Annotated in this window: 17 protein-coding genes; 8 read left to right on the forward strand and 9 right to left on the reverse strand. The window is 65.5% G+C overall.

The features are described 5' to 3' along the window. The first annotated feature begins 99 nt into the window (after positions 1–99). Together NRB56_RS05870 and NRB56_RS05875 are read left to right on the forward strand one after the other, a co-directional pair. Positions 100–1,986 carry a purple acid phosphatase family protein gene (locus NRB56_RS05870; protein ID WP_227837195.1) on the forward strand — a complete coding sequence of 629 codons (1,887 nt, stop codon included), beginning with the start codon at positions 100–102 and terminating at the stop codon, positions 1,984–1,986. 164 nt (positions 1,987–2,150) lie between these two features. Then, on the forward strand, positions 2,151–3,728 hold the full coding sequence (locus NRB56_RS05875; protein ID WP_319942604.1) for an ATP-binding protein: 1,578 nt from the start codon (positions 2,151–2,153) through the stop codon (positions 3,726–3,728). Between the two features lie 349 nt (positions 3,729–4,077). Here the strand turns inward: NRB56_RS05875 and NRB56_RS05880 are convergent, their stop codons facing one another. Both NRB56_RS05880 and cobT read right to left on the reverse strand, forming a co-directional pair. Continuing rightward, positions 4,078–4,827: an adenosylcobinamide-GDP ribazoletransferase gene (locus NRB56_RS05880; protein WP_153339414.1), complete on the reverse strand. Its 750-nt coding sequence runs from the start codon at positions 4,825–4,827 to the stop codon at positions 4,078–4,080. 472 nt (positions 4,828–5,299) lie between these two features. Further along, positions 5,300–7,342, reverse strand: a complete 2,043-nt coding sequence (gene cobT, locus NRB56_RS05885; protein ID WP_319942605.1) for a nicotinate-nucleotide--dimethylbenzimidazole phosphoribosyltransferase — start codon at positions 7,340–7,342, stop codon at positions 5,300–5,302. 173 nt (positions 7,343–7,515) lie between these two features. On the opposite strand from cobT, the gene NRB56_RS40420 reads away from it, so the two are divergent. Next, the gene (locus tag NRB56_RS40420; protein WP_406603440.1) at positions 7,516–7,818 is read left to right on the forward strand and encodes a class I SAM-dependent methyltransferase; all 303 of its coding nucleotides are present in this window, start codon (positions 7,516–7,518) and stop codon (positions 7,816–7,818) included. A gap of 222 nt (positions 7,819–8,040) precedes the next feature. Here the strand turns inward: NRB56_RS40420 and NRB56_RS40425 are convergent, their stop codons facing one another. From NRB56_RS40425 to NRB56_RS05905, 3 genes are all read right to left on the reverse strand, one after another. Beyond that, the gene (locus NRB56_RS40425; RefSeq protein ID WP_406603441.1) at positions 8,041–8,349 is read right to left on the reverse strand and encodes a transposase; all 309 of its coding nucleotides are present in this window, start codon (positions 8,347–8,349) and stop codon (positions 8,041–8,043) included. 107 nt (positions 8,350–8,456) lie between these two features. Next, entirely contained in the window at positions 8,457–12,581 is a 4,125-nt protein-coding gene (locus NRB56_RS05900; RefSeq protein ID WP_153339416.1) for an NACHT domain-containing protein, read from the reverse strand. Between the two features lie 289 nt (positions 12,582–12,870). Continuing rightward, on the reverse strand, positions 12,871–13,836 hold the full coding sequence (locus NRB56_RS05905; RefSeq protein WP_153339417.1) for a helix-turn-helix domain-containing protein: 966 nt from the start codon (positions 13,834–13,836) through the stop codon (positions 12,871–12,873). Positions 13,837–13,922: 86 nt separating this feature from the next. On the opposite strand from NRB56_RS05905, the gene NRB56_RS05910 reads away from it, so the two are divergent. Further along, a complete protein-coding gene (locus NRB56_RS05910; protein WP_153339418.1) occupies positions 13,923–14,081 on the forward strand; it encodes a hypothetical protein in 159 nt (52 codons plus the stop codon). Between the two features lie 11 nt (positions 14,082–14,092). Here the strand turns inward: NRB56_RS05910 and NRB56_RS05915 are convergent, their stop codons facing one another. Then, entirely contained in the window at positions 14,093–14,746 is a 654-nt protein-coding gene (locus tag NRB56_RS05915; RefSeq protein ID WP_319942606.1) for a DUF3043 domain-containing protein, read from the reverse strand. A gap of 320 nt (positions 14,747–15,066) precedes the next feature. Between NRB56_RS05915 and NRB56_RS05920 the strand changes: the two genes are divergently transcribed. The 3 genes from NRB56_RS05920 to NRB56_RS05930 all read left to right on the forward strand — a co-directional run bounded on the left by NRB56_RS05920 (position 15,067) and on the right by NRB56_RS05930 (position 17,389). After that, complete coding sequence (locus NRB56_RS05920; protein ID WP_153339419.1) at positions 15,067–15,423, forward strand: HesB/IscA family protein; 357 nt, start codon at positions 15,067–15,069, stop codon at positions 15,421–15,423. 144 nt (positions 15,424–15,567) lie between these two features. Further along, positions 15,568–16,542: a carbohydrate kinase family protein gene (locus tag NRB56_RS05925; RefSeq protein ID WP_319942607.1), complete on the forward strand. Its 975-nt coding sequence runs from the start codon at positions 15,568–15,570 to the stop codon at positions 16,540–16,542. Between the two features lie 133 nt (positions 16,543–16,675). After that, positions 16,676–17,389 carry an MBL fold metallo-hydrolase gene (locus tag NRB56_RS05930; protein WP_153339420.1) on the forward strand — a complete coding sequence of 238 codons (714 nt, stop codon included), beginning with the start codon at positions 16,676–16,678 and terminating at the stop codon, positions 17,387–17,389. Between the two features lie 10 nt (positions 17,390–17,399). On the opposite strand, the gene NRB56_RS05935 is transcribed toward NRB56_RS05930, so the two are convergent. Continuing rightward, positions 17,400–18,500, reverse strand: coding sequence for a branched-chain amino acid aminotransferase (locus tag NRB56_RS05935; protein ID WP_153339421.1), 1,101 nt, complete (start codon positions 18,498–18,500; stop codon positions 17,400–17,402). 71 nt (positions 18,501–18,571) lie between these two features. Further along, the gene (gene gcvT / locus NRB56_RS05940; RefSeq protein WP_319942608.1) at positions 18,572–19,672 is read right to left on the reverse strand and encodes a glycine cleavage system aminomethyltransferase GcvT; all 1,101 of its coding nucleotides are present in this window, start codon (positions 19,670–19,672) and stop codon (positions 18,572–18,574) included. 114 nt (positions 19,673–19,786) lie between these two features. Between gcvT and NRB56_RS05945 the strand changes: the two genes are divergently transcribed. Further along, the gene (locus NRB56_RS05945; RefSeq protein WP_153339422.1) at positions 19,787–21,295 is read left to right on the forward strand and encodes a leucyl aminopeptidase; all 1,509 of its coding nucleotides are present in this window, start codon (positions 19,787–19,789) and stop codon (positions 21,293–21,295) included. A gap of 9 nt (positions 21,296–21,304) precedes the next feature. Here NRB56_RS05945 and NRB56_RS05950 read toward each other — a convergent pair whose 3' ends face one another. Further along, positions 21,305–21,652, reverse strand: coding sequence for an oxidoreductase (locus NRB56_RS05950; RefSeq protein WP_153339423.1), 348 nt, complete (start codon positions 21,650–21,652; stop codon positions 21,305–21,307). Between the last annotated feature and the right edge of the window lie 275 nt (positions 21,653–21,927).

Consider the following 21,927-nt stretch of genomic DNA (forward strand, 5'->3'; position numbering starts at 1 on the left):
GCGGCCGTCCGCACCGGTCACAGCACTTTCTCACAGTGATTCACTCATCGTTCGCCGCGTTGTGGTCGGGTGAGCACCCGGCGGGTGTTGGGTGTGCCCATGACCGAGGACCAGGTTCCCCCGCCCGCAGACGACAACATGCCCGCCGCGGGTGACGCGGCGCCCGGCCCCGCGGGGCACACCGCGGCGGAAGCGGACGGCGCGGCGACGGCGGAGCCCGCGTCGGCCGGCGCGGCCGGTGAACCGGCCTCCGGCGGTGCGGGCGACGCCGCATCGGCCGCGCGTGACGTATCCGAAGATGCTGCGGCCGAGGCGGGTGCGGCCGGGGCGGGTGCGGCCGACACCGGCCCGCATGCGGAAACCACTTCCGGCAGTGCGAATCTCGTGAGCCGGCGTTGGCTGTTCGGTGCCTCGGCGGGCGCGGCGGTGGCCGGCCTCGCCGTGGGGGCCGGCGCGGTGGCACTCGCCTCCGGCGACTCCGAATCCGGCACCTCGGCCTGGCCGCGCGCTGCCACCCTGGCCGTCGCCCCGGAACGCGCTGCGGCGCCCCGGGTTTCGGGCCTGCACCTCCAATTCGGCGCGGACGCCGCGCGTGAGGCCGTGGTCTCCTGGCACACCGTCGGCTCGGTACGCAAGCCCGTGGTCCGATTCGGCACCGCCGTGGACAATTTCGGCAGCAGCGTCGACGCCGAGACCAAGACCTACAAGGATGCCAAGTCCGGCATCGAGGTTCAGGTCCACCACGCCCGGCTCACCGGTCTGACCCCCGACACCGACTACGTCTACTCCGCGGGCCACGACGGCGCCCCGCCCGAACTGGGCACCCTGCGCACCGCCCCGGCGGGCCGGGCGGCCTTCCGGTTCACCAGCTTCGGCGACCAGGGCACCCCGACCCTCGGCAAGATGTCCGCCGCCCCCGTGGTGAGCGCCACCGGCGCCGCGGCTCCCGTATTCGTCAACGACAACCTCGGCTCCCCGTTCGCCGGTGACGTCACCGCCGGAATCGAGCGCCTGGCACCGCTTTTCAACCTCGTCAACGGCGACCTCTGCTACGCCAACCTGTCCAACGACCGGGTCCGCACCTGGAACGACTGGTGGGCCAACAACTCCCGCTCCGCCCGCTACCGCCCCTGGATGCCGTCGCCCGGCAACCACGAGAACGAGGCCGGCAACGGCCCCATCGGCTACCAGGCCTTCCAGACCTATTTCGCGCTGCCCGACAACGGTTCCGAAGACCTGACCAAGGGCCTCTGGTACGCCTTCACCGTCGGCGCCGTCCGCGTGATCGCCCTCGCCAACGACGACATCTGCTACCAGGACGGTGGCAACACCTACGTCCGCGGCTACTCCGCCGGCGCCCAGAAGCGCTGGCTGGAAACCGAACTGTCGAAGGCCCGCGGCGACAAGGGAATCGACTGGATCGTGGTCACCATGCACCAGACGGCGATCTCGTCGGCCGACAAGTTCAACGGCGGCGACCGCGCCATCCGCGAGGAGTGGCTCCCTCTGTTCGACAAGTATGAGGTAGATCTCGTGCTGTGCGGCCACGAACACCACTACGAGCGCACCCACCCGATCCGCGGCGTCCTCGGCACCGACACCCTCACCCCGAAACCGGCCGACACCGCGACCGGCACGATCGACACCACCAAGGGCACCGTCCACCTCGTCATCGGCGGCGGCGGCACCTCCGCCCCCTCCAACACCCTGTTCTTCCCCGGCCAGCAGTGCCGGGTGATCACCTCGGTGGGCCCGGCCGACGCCGCCACCGGCAAGAAGACCCCCGTCTACGTCATGGAGCAGGCCCCCTGGTCCGCCGTCAAGGACGCCGAAAACCCCTACGGCTTCTGCGCTTTCGACGTAGACCCCGGCAAGCCCGGCGGCCACACCACCATCACCGGCACCTACTACGCCCTCACCGGCCCCACCAGCGAACTGAAGACAGTCGACAAATTCACCCTCACCCGCCCCCGCGCGGACAACTGAACCACCCGAAAATCCCTCCCCGGAATCCACTCGAACAGAAGTGAATGGGCATTCGTCCAGCTCTTTTCGTTCACTCCGACCTACGTCCCGGCCCGCCGCGTCCATGTACTATCGCGGCGGCCCGGCATCGGTTTCTCGGGTCGACGGGTTGAGCGGGGAGGGCCGTGAAATACTTCAACACCACCGGGCCGTGCGATCCACGACGGCACTACATGCTGCCCGCCGCCGAGCGGATCGCCAAAGCCCGCGAATTCATCGACTACGGCCAGTATTTCGTCGTGAATGCGCCCCGGCAGACGGGCAAGTCCACCAGCCTCATCGAATTGGGACACGAACTGACCGCCGGAGGTAATTACGTCGCGCTGCATTTCTCCTGTGAAGTCGCGGTGCCGTTCCATGACGATTTCGTCGGCGCCGGAAAAGCGATCCTGAACCGGATTCGTACAGCGGCGGAAAACGCCGGGCTACCATCCGAACAACTGCCACCGGATCCCTGGCCGGACACCACTCCCGGCACCGAAGTGGTCACAGGACTGTCGGCCTGGGCAGCGCGCTGCCCGATGCCGCTGGTGCTGTTCTTCGACGAGATAGACGCGATTCGCGGCGATTCACTGGTCAGCGTGCTTCAGCAGTTACGCGACGGCTACATCACTCAGCGCGACAGGTTCCCATATGCGGTCGTGCTCTGCGGAATGCGTGACATCCGGGACTACACAGCCGTTTCCGGCGGCGACCTCACTCGACTCCGGTCCGCCGACCCGTTCAACATCAAGGTCGCGTCCATCCGGATCAGGGATTTCAACCTAGCCGAGGTCGCCGCCCTGTACGAACAGCACACCGCCTGCACCGGACAGCAATTCAGCACGCGCGCAACCGATCTCGCTTATTCCTATTCCGAGGGTCAGCCCTGGCTGGTCAATGCGCTCGCCCATGAGGTGATCCGCAAGATGCGCGTCACCGGAACCATCACCGACGAGCACATCGACGAGGCGAAGGAGCGGCTGATCGTCGCCCACGCAACGCATTTGGATTCGCTGGTGGACAAGCTCTCCGAACCGCGCGTTCGACGTGTGATGGAACCGTTGATCGCGGGCAGCGTACCCGCAGTGGACCCGACGTTCGACGACGATGTCGCGTATGTTCGCGAATTGGGACTCATCGCGAACGACAAAACGATCCGTGTCGCCAATCCGATCTACAAGGAAGTCATCGTCCGGGTTCTCGGATCCGGAATCGAGAACGTCATTTTCGCGCAGCCCTCGAATTTCCGTCTGCCGGACGGACGCCTCGACTTCCCGAAACTGCTCGCCGAATTCGTCACATTCTGGAAGCAGAACGGTGAGGTGCTCGTCGTCAAACAGGGTTATCACGAGGCGGCGGCACAGCTTGTGATGATGGCATTCCTCCACCGCATCGTGAACGGCGGCGGCTACATAGACCGCGAATACGGTCTCGGTTACCGTCGCATCGATCTCCTGGTCCGGCAGGCCTACACCGCAGCCGACGGACACCGGGCGTGGCAACGCGAAGCGCTGGAGTTGAAGGTGCGCCACGACGGCGACGAGGACCCGCTCATCGAAGGACTCGGCCAGCTGGACGCCTACCTGGACCGCCTGGATCTGGCGACCGGTGTCCTGGCGATCTTCGACAGGCGAGCCTCGGCCCCTCCGCTCCCGGTCCGAACCGCCTTCTCCGAAGCCGTCAGCCCTGGTGGACGCACCATCACCGTGCTGCGAGCCTGATCGGTTCAAGCACGAAATCCAGCCGACAGTTGGCGGAACTTCGACCGCGGCAGCGGCAGCAATCGGCGACGACACCGGCGCCGGTCAGCGCTCACAACAGCGGCATGCGGCAGCAACGGCAATCCGCGAGAGCAACAGCGGTAATCGGAGACGGCAGCGAGTGCCGCCGACCGTCGCTCCCGGGCCGAACTGCCTTACCCCAAGCCGTCAGCCCTGGTGGACGCACCATCACCGTGCTGCGAACCTGATCGGTTCAGGCATGAATCCAGCCGACAGTTGGCGAAACCTTCGACTGCGGCAGCGGCAGCAATCGGCGACGACACCGGTCGGCACGGTCCCTGGTCAGTGGTCAAGGGTGCAGGGAGAGGACCGCGGCGGTGGTGGTGACGGTGAGTTCGAGGGCCGCGCCGAGGACGTCGCCGTTGAGGCCGCCGAACCGATGGGTGCAGTGGCGGATCAGCACGGCGGCCAGATTGAGCGCGGCCACTACCGCGACCGGGCCGAGCCACCAGGTGCCCGGGACGGCGAAAACCGATGCCGCGAGGGCGAATACGATCCATGCGGCGGTGGTCGGCACCGATTGGGTGCCGGCGACCAGGGCACCGAATCCGGCGCCGGGCGCGGGCTCGGCGGCCATTCGGCAGGCCAGTATCACCGCGACCCGGCCCAGGGTGATCGCAAACACGATCGCGAACCAGCGTCCGGACCCGGCCAGTGAGCCGAAGGTCGCCGCCTGGATGCCGATGACGAAGATCAGCGCGGCCACGCCGAAAGGCCCGGCGCCGCCGCTCTTCATGATCTCCCGGGCGCGTTCCGGGGGGCCGTAACTGCCGAGCCCGTCGAAGGTGTCCGCAAGCCCGTCCAGATGCATTCCCCGGGTCGCCGCCGCCAGCCCGGCAACGGCGAGCAGTCCGCCGAGCAGATCACTACCGCCCACCGCGCCGACCGTCCACAGCACCGCACTCGCGGCCAGGCCCAGCAGTATCCCGACCACCGGAGCCAGCGAGATCGCCCGCTTCGCCGCCGCGCGATCCACCGTGTCCGGTCCTCGCACCGGCAGCACGGTCAGCCAGGACACCGCCAGCCGCAACCCGGTCATCACACGACACCTGCGTTCCCGAGCGGCCGCCGAGCGGCGCCGTCCATCGGCCGTGCCGATCCCGAAGCGGTGCCGAGCGATCCGATCCGTGCGGACACGCTCGGGCCGATGACAGCGGTGAGCGAGATCGCGCTCGGGCCGATGACAGCGGTGAGCGAGATCGCGCACGGACCGATGCCGAACGGCGGCGGGACGGCCGCGCACCAACGGGAACCGAAGCGCGGCAACGCAATTCCGACAGTCCGCGCCGCGCACCGGCCGACCCTGGTATCGGCGACCGCTGGAGAACTGCCCGCACAGCGGCCGGAACCCGGCTGCCGCAAGGCGACGACGCCGGCCGGACCCGCACCGGTGGGCGCCGAGAAATCCGCCCCGGCTGTACGCGACAGGACCGCCGGTCGGTCCGCGCTCGCACCGCACGACCCGGCGGATCGGGACCGGGCGGTCGATGCGGACGGCACGGCGGGGTTGGTCAGGAGGCGGCGTCGGCGGTGCTGACGCCGGCGTCGCCGAAGGTGGACATCTCGGACAGGGCGGCGATCGCGGCGCGCAGCAGGGGGACGGCGGTGACGGCGCCGGAGCCTTCGCCGAGCCGCATGTCCATCTCCACCAGCGGTTTCAGGTCGAGTTTGGTCAGGGCCAGGGTGTGGGACGGTTCGGCGGAGCGGTGTCCCGCGACCCACCAGGCCTTCGCGCCGGGGGCCAGCAGTTCGGCGACCAGTGCGGCGGCGGTCACCACCACGCCGTCGAGGACCACCGGGGTGCGGCGGGCGGCTGCCTGGGCGAGATAGCCTGCCATAGCGGCGAAGTCGGCGCCGCCGGCCACGCGCAGCAGGGCGACCGGATCGGTCTTGTGGGGGCGGGCCCGCCACATCGCGTCGCGGACGGCGGCGGCCTTGCGCATCCAGCCGTGATCGTCGATGCCGGTGCCGCGGCCGATCGCGACCACCGGCTCGGTGGCGGTCAGGGTGGCGATGAGAACCGTTGCGGGCGTGGTGTTCCCGATGCCCATGTCACCGGCGATCAGCAGGTCCGCGCCGCCGTCGATCTCCTCGTCGGCGATCGCGCGACCGGCCGCGATGGCGGCGTTCGTCTCGGCTTCGGTGAGGGCGTCCTCGCGGTCGATGGCGCCGCTGGATCGGCGGATCTTGTGGGCCGACACGCTCGGATCGGTATCAGACTCCACCGCGATGTCGACCACACGTACGGTCGCGTCGGCCAGCCGGGCCAGTGCGTTCACCGCGGCGCCGCCGCCGATGAAGTTGGCGACCATCTGCGCGGTCACCTCGCTGGGGTACGCCGAGACGCCGTACCGGGCGATACCGTGGTCACCGGCGAACACCACCACCCGGGCACGCTCGAATTGCCGTGGGGGGCATACGCCCTGGCACGCGGCGACCCAATTGCCCAGCGGTTCCAGCCGTCCCAGCGCACCCGCCGGCTTGGTGAGCTGCAACTGCCGCGCCTCGGCCTGCGCCCGTACCTCGGCGTCCGGCGGTGTGACCGGGCCGAAATCCGGTGCGGCACTTTCGCTGTAGATGGGATCGGCGGCTCCCGGGATCGTCGGCGCGCCGGACACCGGCGCGGGTACCGCTGCCGCACCGTTCTCGGCCCGCCCGGTACCGGCCGCGATACCGGAGCCACCCGCCGCAGCGGCGGACATGGCCGCCGTAACCGACTCCGGCGAGATCGGCTCTCCCGCAACCGGTCCGGAGGCCGACGAGCCGGATGCCCCCGACCCCAAGCCCAGATCCCCGTGCCCCGCAACGGCCGAACCCGACTCGGTAACAGCCGAACCCGATCCGGCGAGGGTCAAGTCCGGTCCAGCGACAGCCGCCTGCGCTCCGGTGACGGCCGAATCCAATCCGGCAACGGCCGAATCCGGTCCGACGACAGCCGAACCTGATCCCGCGACAGCCGAACCGGATCCGGTGGTAGCCGAGCCTTCGGCGACCCCACCGGCCTCAGCCGCGGTGTCGAGCCGGATCGCGCGCCCGGCGACGACGAGGAACACCTCGTCACACACCGCCGCGATCCGCTGGTTCAACGTCCCGATCTCGTCCTGGAACACCCGGCCGGCCGCGGTCGCGGGGATCACCCCGAGCCCGACCTCGGGGCTGACCACGATCAGCCGCTGCCGGTACCCCTCGATCGCCGCCACCAGCGCCTCGACGTCGGGCGCGACCACGCCGGGCGAGGAGTCCCAGGCCGCTCGCGCGTCGATCCGGCCGGTCAGCCAGGTGCCCAGATCGTCGATCAGGGTCACCCGGGCCGGATCGGCCAGTGCCTCGACCGGGTCGCCTTCCACCAGGGTCCAGTTCGCGGGACGCCGATCCCGATGCGCCGCAATGCGTTCAGTGAATTCGAGATCCGCCGGGTCGACCTGCGCGGTCGCGACGTACCGGACCGGCTCGGCCCGTCCGGCCAACTCCTCGGCGAACGTCGATTTTCCGGACCGCGCTCCGCCGAGAACCAGCGTCCGCAACGGCCGCCCGCTGGCAGCATCGTTCAACACGCCAGAACGGTACCAACCGACCGTCCGCCCGACACCGCACACCCGCCCGGCGCGGCCGGTGCGAGCGCACGCTCATCGGTGCGGTCGCGACGTGCTCGACTACGACCACGAGGCGGCAACACAACGACGCGACCCACAGCGCTGAGGAACGCACCGACGCCACCGCCACCGCGATCACGACCTGCACCCACCGCACACCACCGTCCTGCTCGACATCGCCCGCGGTACCGGCATCGTCGGCGCCGCCTGCACGCCCCCGGCCGCCGGGTGGTCCGGGTCGACCGCTCCGCCGGGATGCTCACCTCCGCCCGTCCTCGCCTCGACGCTGTACTCGCGGCGACGCGGGCCGGCTGCCGCCGGCCGATTCGACCGCGGATGCCGTCACCGCTATCTGGCTCCTGCACCTGATCCCGCCCACCCTCGTCACCGCCGCGCTCACCGAGGCCGCCCGCGTCCTGCGTCCTGGCGCACGCTGATCACCACGGTGAACAAGACCGCCGCCGACCATCGGCCGCCCAGCGACGTGGCCGACATCATCGCCCCGCCTACGCCGCGCACGCCGGAACCCCTCGGACGACTCGGCCACCGTGACCACCATGGCCGAACGCCTCGCCTGCACCGCTTGATCGGTGAGGACCTCCAACTTCGAACCGGGCTCGCCCCGATCCGTCGGCTTCGGGCCGGTAGAGCCGCCCCCTCTAATTCGTAGGCACACTCGCCCCGTCGACCACCGCCTCGACCAATCGACCAGCCTGCTGCACCCAGCTCGTCGAGGACCGCCCGGTGCAACCGCCGCCTTCGTCCACACCGTGAACCGGCCATGCGCTGTCTGCACTGTCACCCCCAAACACCTGCGGCAACATCCACCACGCACACCCACCGGTCAGCACAAACACCACCGCCTTGAACACAACCCGCTGATCTACCGGCGACACCCCACCACCCTGCGGGCACCAACGGAACTCCGGCAACAGCGGCTCGACCAACTCCCACAACTCATCCGGCACCAACCGCGGCGACTACGCATCCACCACGACAGGACCTCATGCAGAACAACCGATCTCAACACACCGCAAACGAGTCACGCCCATGTGAGACAAGGTCTAAGTAGGAATTATGCCGACTCGAAAGTGAGACTTTCGGCCCTGCGTGCCGAAATCATCCTGTAGATACCGGACCCGAGCGATCCGACATACATCGGGTGCGCATTGATAAGATGCAATGCCAGCTCGCCAGAAAATCGCAGGCTACTGGTACCGGGTCTTTCATAGCACAACCATTCGAAAAGTCTTTCGAGATTTAAACCATAACCCGATCTACGCCCACCGCCAGTCGGGATGACGAAAATAGAGTTAGTATCATTCAGCAAGTTCGGTAGATAACTCCTCATCCACTGATGAATTTCGGTGCTATTTCCGGTGGTGACGATTGAGTAGGCCTGCGCCATGCTTTCACACCTGTTGGCCCCCTCCTTATCGCAACAATCTTTATCTCGTCCGTAATCAATCTGTTCCGGAGTAGGCCAAAGAGCGGCACCAACTGACGGCACCATCAAAAGTCGTGCCACACGCCACGGGATGAGTTGATTTTTGTAAAATTCCGATAATGATCCAACATCAAACGACTCGCCGATATCCACGTACTCCGCCGATGCAATTCTATGAATCACCTCTGGAAGGATGTCATAACCTACATTCGAGATACGGGTCCAGGACGTTGATTCGAAAGAACCCAAACCTATCAGATCGAGCAACTTCCGAAAAGAGACTGCAGAGATAGTAATCTTAAGTTCGTGGGTCATCATCTCTGCATCAGCAGTAGAATCGCCGATTCGTTGCGCCCCCATCACTGGCATTCCAACTACAAAGCGCAATAATGTCAAAAGATCCATAGCGAACGGACCTGCCGGCATCATAGTTAGGACCTCAGAGACGCGAGGAGCCCATTCGACGATTTCGGAAAACAAAGTTTCGTTGTGAGTAAGAGAGAAAGTGCCTCCCATCGTCAAGGTAACTGCGCTATCGGGATATGCGCGCCCCACTGGCAGGGGCACTCCTGTACGGTTTCCGACTAGTGGAGCCCAACTTCTTAGGGAAGAAATATCGAGCGAACGCGAATCAGCGCCCAGCGCCTCAATCCAATCCCGTTTATCGCCCAAATCGCCATGCACAACGGCTTCAATAAGCTCATCGGCCCTATCCTGCTGATATCGACGAACTATCAGCATATTACGCTCACAGTTGGGCTCATGTGCTCTATCGCGAAGCCAGTCAGGATAGGATACCAATTCATTTACACAGGCATTGAATGGCCATGGCAATATTCGGCTCAGCAGTTTCAGAGCTCCGGTTTCTAGCGTTCGCGCTAGCGACAAACCTAGAGCCAGTGATGGAGCATCGTAGTCACTAGCACACCGAGCTATGGCAGCGCACTTTTTCCAATCCGGGTCAGTTCCTTTATATTTATATAAAGCCGTGAGATTTTCGAATAATGCAGTGGTCTCAATGAATCTTACTTCTAAACCTTGAAGGCCTACAGCGGCATCTGAAACTTCAACCGACTGGTCGTCTTCGAATGGATCGCAGGACACTAGCGCTTGCACATGCGCCGGAAGACAATCCTTGAAGTTCGAAATTCCGCGATAAGCATTCTTTGACAACTTTGTTATATATTCCACGGTAGCCGTAAAACCGATTTCATCGAATACCGATGGAAACTGCGTCACAATATTAGATTGGCCGAAAGTCACGGCGATAGCGAGCATATCACTGCGGAGACTTTCGGAACTTGAGGAAGCAAGTTCGTGAAGCAGATCTTTCGCCCAGATCTCTCCTCTATCTTCTAAGTAGCTCAAAACCAGAGTTGCTGATAACTGTTGGGCACGTGACCCCACAGACGCCTGCGCAAGCGCACTCTCAAGCTCGTCACGGTGTCCGAGATCCAATAAGGCAGCAACTTCTGAACAATATTTAGGATCGGGGGCCAAACGCAATACGTTCGTAACTAGAGTAGCGAGAAGGCGCGAATACCTCGGCTTAGTTATCGCTATCCTTTCGGTCAGAAGCGCATAGGCCAAGCGGCTACCGGCCAAAGTTGCTTTGTGTGCCGAAGATGCACTATTGAGATCATCACACAAAGCTACTATTTCTGCGCAGAGGTGATCCTTGTTTGCAAAAATGCTGCCAGCGACAAACAGGAGTACATTCTGCCAATAGGCCGACTCTGCTATAGCGCGTACGTTTGGACCTATTGTAGATTCAGGTCCGGTAACGATTCTTTCAGCCGCCATGTACTCCTGCAGACTCCGGATTTCGAATCCAACCGCATCATTGCGAAGCACAGCCAAAAAAACCAACCGATCGGTCGCTAGACGCACCATTTTAGACGCGAGTTCATGTGATTCGCTGGCAGAATTTCCATTTCTAATCATACGAGCTGCAATGAATTCAATGAATTCAAGCTTACTGATGCTACTTGTAGAATCTCCCGACGTTTCCCCTCTTCGTTGCAGAATGAAGCCTATTTCGTAATGTATCGCATGGATATCGGACTCATATTCTTGCAACATTTCCGCAAGGTCTCCCCCTTTTTCCTGCTCACGTTGATATATCACCCTATAATAGCTTGAGAACAGGCGCCACCGATCCTTCGGTGCATGTCCAAGTCGTTCGACCAGAATAGATAAAATAGTAGTTTGAAGCGGTGTTGTCATTAGGTTGGATGTACTGTCATCTTGCGCCGCTTTGGCTAAGGTTGATCGTACTCGGGTAGCTCGGCGCGAGTCTTCTCCAAGCCTTCTCGCGATGAGGATCTCGGCATATGCGAGGGCTGTTTCAATCGGCAATGGCGCTAATTCATAATGCCTGCATTCTTTGATTCCAAAATCGTCATTATATCCCTGCGGTCTTGTGGTTGTAATAATCGAAACGTCAGCCCCGAGTCCCCTCGCATCGATGTAAAAATCCGATATTGCAGACAATACTTCCGCTCGATTACTCGATTCGGGAACCTCATCTAGACCGTCAAAAATTATTAACCAAGGATAGGCTTTAAGCCAAGCTCGAATATCGCTCAAGGCTACGTCAGAGGATGATCTTTTTGACAACTCTCTGGAAATATACTCAAGAACAGAATTAGCTGAGCTTTCAGACAGCCCGTCCGCTAGCTCGGTAAGCACTATCCTGAACGGCCATCTTCGAGCACTAGGAAGTGATAATCCCAGCGCCTTGGCATGGTTAACTATGGCGTCTTGAGCCTTCCGGATTTCTGGGACATCCAACACGGAAGCGCCGCTGAGAAAACTAGCACGGTAGAGTTGAGTTAGATACTGCGTGACGGTGCTTTTGCCTTGGCCTGGTCCCCCGACCAAGACTATACGACACATCCTGCTAATACGAATATCAGCCTTTACCGCAGCTGAATCTAGCTTTTGGTTCGCTATAGCGACCAACTCGGCAGTTATATTACAAGCATCTCGGCTTGAATGTCCGTTACCCAGTGGTTCAACTTCCGTCTCGTAATCCTCTGGAGGGTACGCAGGTAGATCGATATATACATCAGCAATCTGCACCGCATTATCGCTAACTGTACCGGCTTGGGTTAAGTTCAAGCCTAAATCTTCTAAGAGAAGTTTCGCTGCGTGCGCCTCCAGTGCGACTTGGGTGTCATTCGAAATTGTCGTCTGCTTCATTAGGCTACTCAGGACATCGCCGGGCGTAATCCAAGCGGCGTAACCCGTGCGCACATCAGCAGAATTGTCGAGCAGAACGCGAATCTGGTCATAGTGCCAAATCACCAGATCTTGCAGGACAAGACCGCAATTCTGCGAGTAAGCCATTAGGGCCTTTCTAACCGAATCAGAGCCGGACGCTTCGACTGCCGAGAGCCGCACATTAGTAACAATCAAGTAACTGTCCGGTTTCCGCTTACGCTTAGTTTCAGTTTTGGTCCATTCGTCTAGTTCGATTTTGATGTGCTTTATGAGCCATTTCGCATTATCCGCCGGAGTTCCAGGATTACTACAGTACTTAGCCTGAGCAACGTTGTAACCATTCCAAATTCCGGGCAGCACGGTGTCGGAATCATAGTTTGCCTGACGCGCACCCTCCCAAGCCGCCTCACGCCCCCCATCAGGTCCTGCTCCGTAGACAGAAATTTCCGCGCCCAAAAGCTGAACAAGTAAAGCTTGCGACAGGTGTTCGAATTGCTTCTCACCGAGCCGAGACAGATCGTAGTCCACCTTGCCCCCTTCTAGGTTAGGGTCGGTCGTCCTCGCACATGAATTTAGTTAGATCATGTGCGAGTCGAGCGCAATGTTTCATCTCAGTACACTTCATTTCAGTCCTCCGAGCTCTGACCAAGCGGTAACTTTACCTCGTACCGGAGACGTTTGCTCCAGCACGCAGAGATTCGAGAAAGCCGACCCTATGGTCTTTTCGGATTCCATATTGCTTGGCTGAGTCCGTAATGACAGTTCGTGGCCTGGGAATGGCAGGGACCAGCCGTAGAGATTGTCTTCCAGGAGTGGCTCAGTACCTGCCGTCGCCGAACCGTCGCCGGTACTCGGTGGGTGCGATGCCGATCTGGCGCTGGAAGTGGTGGCGCAGCAGTGCGGCGGAGCCGAAACCGCTTCGGGTGGCGATGGTTTCGAGGTCGAGGGCGGTGTCCTCCAGTAGGTGCTGTGCTTGCAGGACGCGCTGGGTCGTCAGCCATTTCACCGGGGTGGTGCCCGTCTCGGCGACGAACCGGCGGGCGAAGGTGCGGGTGGAGAGGGCGGCGCGGGCGGCGAGGTCCTCCACGGTGTGCGGGAGGTCGAGGTGTTCGGTCATCCATTGCACGATGTCGGCGAGGCTGTCGGCGGGCCGCTCCACGACCGGGCGTTCGATGAACTGGCGCTGGCCGCCGTCGCGCTGCGGCGGCACGACCATCCGTCGGGCGATCTTGTTCGCGGCGGTGCTGCCCAGTTCGCGGCGGACCAGGTGCAGGCAGGCATCGATTCCGGCGGCGGTGCCGGCGCTGGTGATCAGCGCGCCCTCGTCGACGAACAGCACGTCGGGATCGACGGTCGCGGACGGGTAGCGGCGGGCCAGGAGTTCGACGTAGCGCCAGTGGGTGGTGCACTTGCGGCCGTCGAGCAGTCCGGCCGCGCCCGCCAGGAAGGCGCCGGAGCAGACGGTCAGTACGGTCGCGCCGGCCGCGGCGGCGTCGCGGACGGCGTCGACGATCCGGGCATCGTATTGATCGTCCGCGGCGACCGGGAAGGCCGGGACCGCGACCAGATCCGCGTTGCGCAGTTCGTCCAGGCCGTAGGCGGGGGTGACGGCGACGCCGGGTGAGGCGGAGCGCAGCGGCCGTCCGGGTTCGGCGCCGCACACGCGGAAGTCGAACAGCGGCAGGCCGTCGTCGCGCCGGTCGAGCCCGAAAACCTCGCAGACCACCCCGAATTCGAACATGGCCAGGTTCTCGTTGAGCACCACCGCGACCTTCGACAACATGGAGCGAGTGTACGTGGCGGTATATTTGCGAACAATGGCGTTACTGCCACTGGTGGCGGTAACTAGATGAGCGAAAAATTACTGCCATGCTCACCATAGTGATTCTGCTGCTGATCGTGGCAGTGACCGGCGCCTGCCTGGACCACCGCCGCACCGAGACCATCGAGACCACCGAGGCCGATCGTGATTCCGCCCGCGTCGCGGCCGAACTACGCGCCATCACCGGCCTGCGCGAGCACGGGTGATAAAGGCCGGGTCAGACGCTCTCGCCGGGATTCACGCGCGGCTTCGGCGCGCGCATCCGGCGGATCTGCGAGGCGCGGACGAAGGCGTACCAGCCGAGGGACAGCGAGGAATCCGAGGCGTCCGGGAAGCGCTCCCGCACCCGCTTGTTGATGATGCGGCCCAGGATGACGCCCTCGACCGCCATGAACAGCATCATGACCAGCATGGCGATCGTCACGTAACCCTGCACCAGCGGCGTCAGGAACATCGTGAGAATCAACACCAGCGCCAGCGGCATGAACAGGCCGACCAGATTGCGCCGGGCGTCGACCAGATCGCGGACGTAGCCGCGCACCGGGCCCCGGTCGCGCGGTAAGAGGTATTTGTCCTCACCCGCGAGCATGCGGGCCCGGCGGTCGGCGGCCGCGGCGCGGCGGTCCGCGGAGGCCGCCTTGCGCTCGGCCCGATTGCCACGGACGCCCTTGCGGCGGGCCCGCGCTTCCTTGGAGCTCATCGGCGCCGGCGCGATCGGGCCGCGCCGGCGACCCTCGGCATCACGCCGTTTGGGGGTGGCCCGGCCCTTGCCGGCGGTGGTGGCCGCACCGCGGGAGCTCGCCGGAACGGCCGAGGACTCTTCGGCGAGGGTGTCGGTGGTGCCGGCGTCGCCGCGGCGGAGGAACTTCACGCGACCAGGCTATTCGATGTCGGCCGAGTCCGGAAATGCAGTCCGGCCTGGGCTTGCGCGCGCAACCGTGTACTTGTTGTTCCCCCGCCGGTCACCCGGGGTTCTCCCGCGCGGAACCGCCTCCGCCGACAATTCCCCTGGACACAGGGCACGGTCGCCGGGGATTTCGCACGCCGTTTTCGGGGTGCGCGGACACGCGGCAGCGATCAGGGTGGCAAGATTGGAATAGCCGACCGCGAGCCGGCGTTGACGGCAGGCAAGCGTGAGGCGCGCGAGCCGAGCGCTGTTCACGGGTTGAACACGGGTCCTTAGGAGAGTTCATGACTGTGCAGAACGAGACCGCGACCGCCATCCACGGTGTGACTCTGACCGAGGCCGCCGCCGGTAAGGCGAAGGCGCTGCTCGATCAGGAGGGTCGCGACGATCTGGCGCTGCGGATCGCCGTGCAGCCGGGTGGTTGCGCGGGGCTGCGTTACCAGCTCTTCTTCGACGATCGCGCCCTCGACGGCGACCTGGTCGTCGGGTTCGGCGGCGTCAACCTGGTCGTCGACCGGATGAGCGCTCCCTATGTGCAGGGCGCGGCCATCGACTTCGTCGACACCATCGAGAAGCAGGGTTTCACCATCGACAACCCGAACGCCACCGGCTCCTGCGCCTGCGGCGACAGCTTCAACTGAGATTTCCCCCACAGCGCGGGTCCCGACCACGGACCCGCGCTGTTCGTGCGCCCGTCGGTCTTACTTCGTAGGTTGCGTACGCGGTACGCTGAGGCGGACAAGGCCCAGGCCGATCTCGCCTCGACACACTAAGGACCGACCTTCGTGACCATCGCTGTGTCCGCATCGATTGCGACCGACAATCTGATGCGCTTCCCCGGAAAGTTCTCCGACGTGCTGCTGGCCGACCAGCTCGAGCATGTCTCGCTGAGTTTCCTGGTCGATGATCTGGTGATTCGCCGCGGCGGCGTGGCCGGCAACATCGCGTTCGCCATGGGCCTGCTGGGCCGCACCCCGTTGCTCGTCGGCGCGGTCGGCCCGGACTTCGCGGACTACCGCGGCTGGCTCGAGGAGCACGGTGTCGACTGCTCCGCCGTGCGCACGTCGACGACCGCGCAGACCGCCCGTTTCGTGTGCACCACCGACGAGACGATGGCACAGATCGCCTCCTTCTATCCGGGTGCGATGAGCGAGGCCCGCGAGATCTCCATCGCCGGGCTGGCCGCGGACCGCGCGCTCGAGCTGGTGCTGATCGGCGCCAACGATCCCGAGGCCATGGCCCGGCACACCGACGAGTGCCGCGAGCTGGGTATCCCGTTCGCCGCCGACCCCTCGCAGCAGCTGGCCCTCATCGACGGCGAGCAGGCTCTGCGGCTGATCGACGGCGCCGCCTACCTGTTCACCAACGAGTACGAGTGGGGCCTGCTGCTGCAGAAGACGGGCCGCAGCCCCGAGGAGATCAGCCGTCACGTCGGCATCCGGGTGACGACGCTGGGCGCGAAGGGTGTGCAGATCGTCGACCCGGACGGGGTCGAGGTCTACGTCGAGGTGGTGCCCGAACTGGGCAAGGTGGATCCGACCGGGGTCGGCGACGCCTTCCGGGCCGGTTTCCTCACCGGCCACACCGCGGGCCTGAGCCTCGAGCGGTCCGCGCAGCTCGGTTCGCTGGTCGCCGTGCTGGTGCTGGAGACCACCGGCACCCAGGAGTGGCAGCTCGAGCCGAAGACCGCGCTGGACCGGATCGGCGCTGCCTACGGGCCGGAGGCCGCTGCCGACATCGCCGCCGTACTGGGCTGGTAACTGCCCGTACGCGGTGAAGAATTCGCCCTAACTTTCTGTAACCGCGATTCTCCCTATCCATGGGGCTGGACGCGGTGAGAAGTCACATGAGTGGGCGTGAAGTCTATTGACACACAGACAATAGGGTGGGTGTATGGGATCCGACCGCTTGTATTTCCGTCAGCTCCTCGCCGGCCGCGACTGGGCCGTGGGCGATCCGATCGCCACCCAGATGCGCAACTTCGCCTATCTCATCGGTGACCGGGAGACCGGCGAATGTGTGGTGGTCGATCCGGCCTACGCGGCGAACGATCTCGTCGACCTCGCCGAGGCGGACGGACTGCGGGTGACCGGGGTGCTGGCCACCCACCACCACCCGGATCACGTCGGCGGCACCATGCTCGGATTCACGCTGCGCGGGGTGCGGGAATTGCTGGAACGGGTGCAGGTGCCGGTGCACGTGCAGCGGGAGGAACTGTCCTGGGTGGCGAACGTCACCGGAATCGCGCCCGGTGAGCTGACCGGCCACGACCACGGTGACGTCGTCACCGTCGGAGCCCTGGACATCGAACTGCTGCACACCCCCGGGCATACGCCCGGCAGCCAGTGCTTCCTGGTGGACGACCGGCTGGTGGCGGGCGACACGCTGTTCGTCGACGGCTGCGGCCGGACCGACTTCCCCGGTGGCGACTCCGACGCGATGTTCCGCAGCCTGCGGTATCTGTCGGAACTGAAGGGCGACCCGACGGTGTATCCGGGGCACTGGTATTCCCAGGAACCCAGCGCCGCGCTGTCCCAGGTCCGCGACAGCAACTATGTGATGCGCCCGCAGACCCTGGACCAGTGGCACATGTTGATGCCGGGCTGAATCGCGCCGATCAGGCCAGGGTGCGCAGCCAGCCGTGGCGATCGGCGAAGGTCCCGCGCTGGATCCCGGTCAGCGTTTCGCGCAGCGCCATGGTGACCTCGCCCGGCTCACCGGTGCCGATGGTGAACTCGCCCTCCTCGGACCGCACCGACGCCACCGGAATCACGACGGCGGCGGTACCGCAACCGAAGACCTCGGTGATCGCGCCGGATTCGGCCCCCTCGCGCAACTCCTCCACCGAGATCTTGCGCTCCTCCACCTGGTAACCGGCATCGGCGGCCAGCGTGATGAGTGAATCGCGGGTGATCCCGGGTAGCAGCGAACCGGACAGTTCCGGCGTCACCAGCCGGGCCTCGGAGCCCGCGCCGAACACGAAGAACAGGTTGTTGGTGCCCATCTCCTCGATGTAGCGATGCTCACAGGCGTCGAGCCAGACGACCTGATCACAGCCCTTCTCGGCGGCCTGTTTCTGCGCCAGCAGCGAGGCGGCGTAGTTGCCGGCGGCCTTCGCCTCACCGGTGCCGCCGGGTGCGGCCCGCACGAACTCGGTGGACAGCCACACTCGCACCGGCTTCAGGCCGCGCGGGAAATAGGCGCCCGCGGGCGAGGCCAGCAGCATGTACTTGTAAGCCTCGGCGGGCTTCACACCCAGCCCGACCTCGGTGGAGAACACGAACGGGCGAAGGTACAGCGAATCCTCGCCACCGGCGGCGGGCACCCAGTCCGCGTCCACCTCCAGCAACTGCCGCACCGACTCGACGAACAGCTCCTCGGGCAGTTCGGCCATCGCCATCCGGCGGGCCGAGCGCCGCAGCCGGGCCGCGTTGGCGTCGACCCGGAACGTCGCGATGCCGCCGTCGGCCTGCCGGTACGCCTTGAGGCCCTCGAATATCGCCTGACCGTAGTGGAACACCATGGTCGCCGGGTCCATCGGCACCGGCCCGTAGGGCTCCACCCGGGCGTTCGCCCACTGCCCGTCGACGTACTCGATCGTCACCATGTGATCGGTGAAGTACCGGCCGAATCCGGGCTCCGCGAGTATCTCCTGCCGCCGCTGCGCCGGCACGGGCGCGGGATGCGGAACACGGACGAACTGCGCGGCAACTGTCATGCTTCGAATCCTAGAACGGCCCGCTCGCCCGCCGACAGCGTGGTAGGAGCAAATTCCGGCCAGACGCGCCGTCAGGAGGTGTGCGGGGTGACGAACGGCGGCCGGACGACCTCCGCACGCAGCCGGCGGCCGCGGACGTCCACCTCGACCTCGGCGCCGGGCTCGAGTCCCGCGGCGGTGTCGAGCAGCGCCAGCGCGATGCCGACCTCCAGGCTCGGTGAGAAGGTGCCGGAGGTGGTCTCGCCGACGGCCTCGCCGGCGCGCAGCACGGCCTGGCCGCCGCGGAGCACGCCGCGATCGATCGCCTTCAGGCCCATCAGGATTCGGCGCGGACCGGCCGACTTCTCCTGTTCCAGTGCGGCTTTGCCCCAGAACTCGGGCTTCTTCCAGCCCACGGCCCATCCGGCCCGCGCCTGCACCGGCGAGATGTCCGCGGACAACTCGTGCCCGTGCAGCGGATAGCCCATCTCGGTGCGCAACGTGTCGCGGGCGCCCAGCCCGGCGGGCAGGCCACCGGCCGCGGTCACCTCCGCCAGCAGCGCGCGGAACAGCGACTCCGCCTCCGACCAGCGCGGCAGCAGTTCGTAGCCGTGCTCGCCGGTATATCCGGTGCGGCACACCCGGACCGGGGATCCGTTCCGTTCGGCGTCGGCGTAGGCCATGTACTCCATGTCGGCGGGCAGGCCCAGCGCCTCGAGCACGCGCGCCGAGGCCGGGCCCTGCACGGCGAACACCGCGTAGTCGCGGTGCAGGTCCGTCACGGTGACACCGGCGGGCGCCGCCGCGGCCAGCGCGGCGACCACCGCGGGGGTGTTGGCGGCGTTGGGTACCAGGAAGATCTCGTCGTCGCCGACGTAATAGGCGATCAGATCGTCGATGACGCCGCCGTCCGCGGTGCAGCACAGCGTGTACTGCGCCTTGCCCGGCCGGATCCGGTGCAGATCGTTGGTCAGCGCGGTGTTCACGAACTCGGCCGCGCCGGGCCCGCGCACCACCGCCTTGCCCAGATGACTGACGTCGAACAGCCCGGCGGCGGTCCGCACCGCGAGGTGCTCGCGCACCGTCCCGCCGTACTGGACCGGCATCTCCCAGCCGCCGAACGGCGCGAACTTCGCGCCGAGTTCCGCGTGGACGGCATGGATGGGACCTTGCAGCAGCTCGGAGTCGCTCACCCGCCGGAGCTTACTGCGACGAGGGCCGGTCCCGGGTCCACCGGTGCCGACACGTGATTCCCCGGGCGAGCACCGGGAGGGCGGGACGGGGTGGGCGACAGTAGCCTTGGGCGCATGACAGCTGTTGCAGATCGTTCGCTCGGACCGGAACTCGCGCGTATCACCGACATCGGAACGGACACCGATGTCCTCGTGATCGGACTCGTCACCACGGAGGACGGCCCCGCGCTCGCTCCCGCCGACGCCTTCGGTGACGTACTCGGCGCCGAGGTTCGCGAGTCCCTGCTGCAGCAGCTGCGCGCGGTCGGCGCCAAGGGCAAGCCCGAGGAGCTGACCCGGATTCCGGCACCGGCCGATCTGCCGGTCACCAGCGTGCTGGCCGTCGGCCTCGGCGCGGCCGACAAGGTCGACGCCGAGCAGGTGCGCAAGTCCGCCGGGGTGGCCGGGCGGGCCCTCGCCGGTATCGGCACGGCCGCCACGACGCTGTCGGGACTGGATCTCGGTGCGGCGGCGGAGGGTTTCTACCTCGGCGCCTACACCTTCACCCCGTTCAAGTCGGACAAGTCCGCGCCGAAGCCGGACGAGCAGCGGGTCCAGCGCATCGAATTCCTTGTTCCCGCACCGGATTCCGGTGAGCAGGAGCTCTTCCGCGCGCAGGCGGTCGCCGAAGCCGTCGCCACCGCACGGGATTTCGTGAACACTCCGCCGAACCGGCTGTACCCGGCCGAATTCGCCACGCGCGCAGCCGAACTGGCGGCCGCCGCCGGGCTCGAGGTCGAGGTACTCGACGAGAAGGCGCTGGCGGACAACGGTTTCGGCGGCATCGTCGGCGTCGGCCAGGGCTCCTCGCGGCCGCCGCGGCTGGTGCGCATCACCTACGCCGGCGGCCCGAAGAAGGTGGCGCTGATCGGCAAGGGCATCACCTTCGACACCGGCGGCATCTCGATCAAGCCGGCCGCGAACATGGAGAACATGACCTCCGACATGGCGGGCGCCGCGGCGGTCATCGCGACCACCCTGCTGGCCGCCCGGCTGGGGCTGCCGGTCACCGTCACCGCCACCGTGCCGATGGCCGAGAACATGCCCTCGGACACCGCGCAGCGGCCCGGCGACGTCATCACCCAGTACGGCGGCATCACCGTCGAGGTGATCAACACCGACGCCGAGGGCCGGCTGATCCTCGCCGACGCCATCGTGCGCGCGGGCGAGGACTCCCCCGACTACCTGATCGATGTGGCCACCCTGACCGGCGCGCAGTTGGTCGCGCTCGGCGCCCGCACCCCGGGCGTGATGGGCACCGAGGAGTTCCGGGACCGGGTCGCGCGGCTGTCTCAGGCTGCCGGGGAGAACGGCTGGGCGATGCCGCTGCCGGCCGAGCTGCGGCCCGACCTGAATTCGAAGGTCGCCGACCTGGCCAACGTCTCGCCGCACCGCAACGGCGGCATGCTGGTGGCCGGGCTGTACCTGAAGGAGTTCGTGCCCGAGGGTGTGCAGTGGGCCCACCTCGACGTCGCCGGGCCCGCCTACAACACCGGCGGCCCGTACGGCTACGTCGGCAAGGGTGGTACGGGCGTACCGGTCCGCACGTTGATCGCGGTGCTGGACGACATCGCCGCCGAATAGGCCCGCGGCCTAGGTGTGATCGCGCAGATCGTCCTCGACGGCCCGGCGGCGCTCGATGCGCCGGCGGGCGTCGAAATCCCGCATCCGCTGCGGGTATCCGGTGCGCCGCACGTCGTAGACGGGGATCTGCAACCGATTCGACAAGCGCTGCGCGCCACGCTCACCCACGACCCGGCGGGTCCATTCGCCGTCGGCGGCCACCAGCACCACGGTGACATCGGTCACCGTGGTCCGGGGCTCGACATAGGCCTCCACGCCGGGATGCGCCTGCACCCAATCGGACAGATACCGCGCGTCGGCCGCATCCGGACCACTCGCGCCCCGCGCCGATCGGCGGAAACGATCGAGTATGCCCATCCCCGCCCCACCTCCTTCTCCGAACACCGGAACACTCACACCCGGTGCATCGATACTGCCAGCGGCGGAGTTTCGGTGCCGCCGCCGAAACACCGCCGCCCTGTGGTAAGCCGCCGCCGGGCGAGTGCAAGGATGGAACACCGGAAACAACGAACCCACACGGATCTCCGGTGCCACGCAGAACGTTCGGTGGCGTGGGACATTCATCGCGACCCGCGGTGGGGCCCGCCAGAGACAACTGTTGTAGACCCGTCGAGCAGTTATAGGAGTCAACG

The organism is Nocardia aurantia (assembly GCF_009604425.1).
GTDB classification, from domain to species: domain Bacteria; phylum Actinomycetota; class Actinomycetes; order Mycobacteriales; family Mycobacteriaceae; genus Nocardia; species Nocardia aurantia.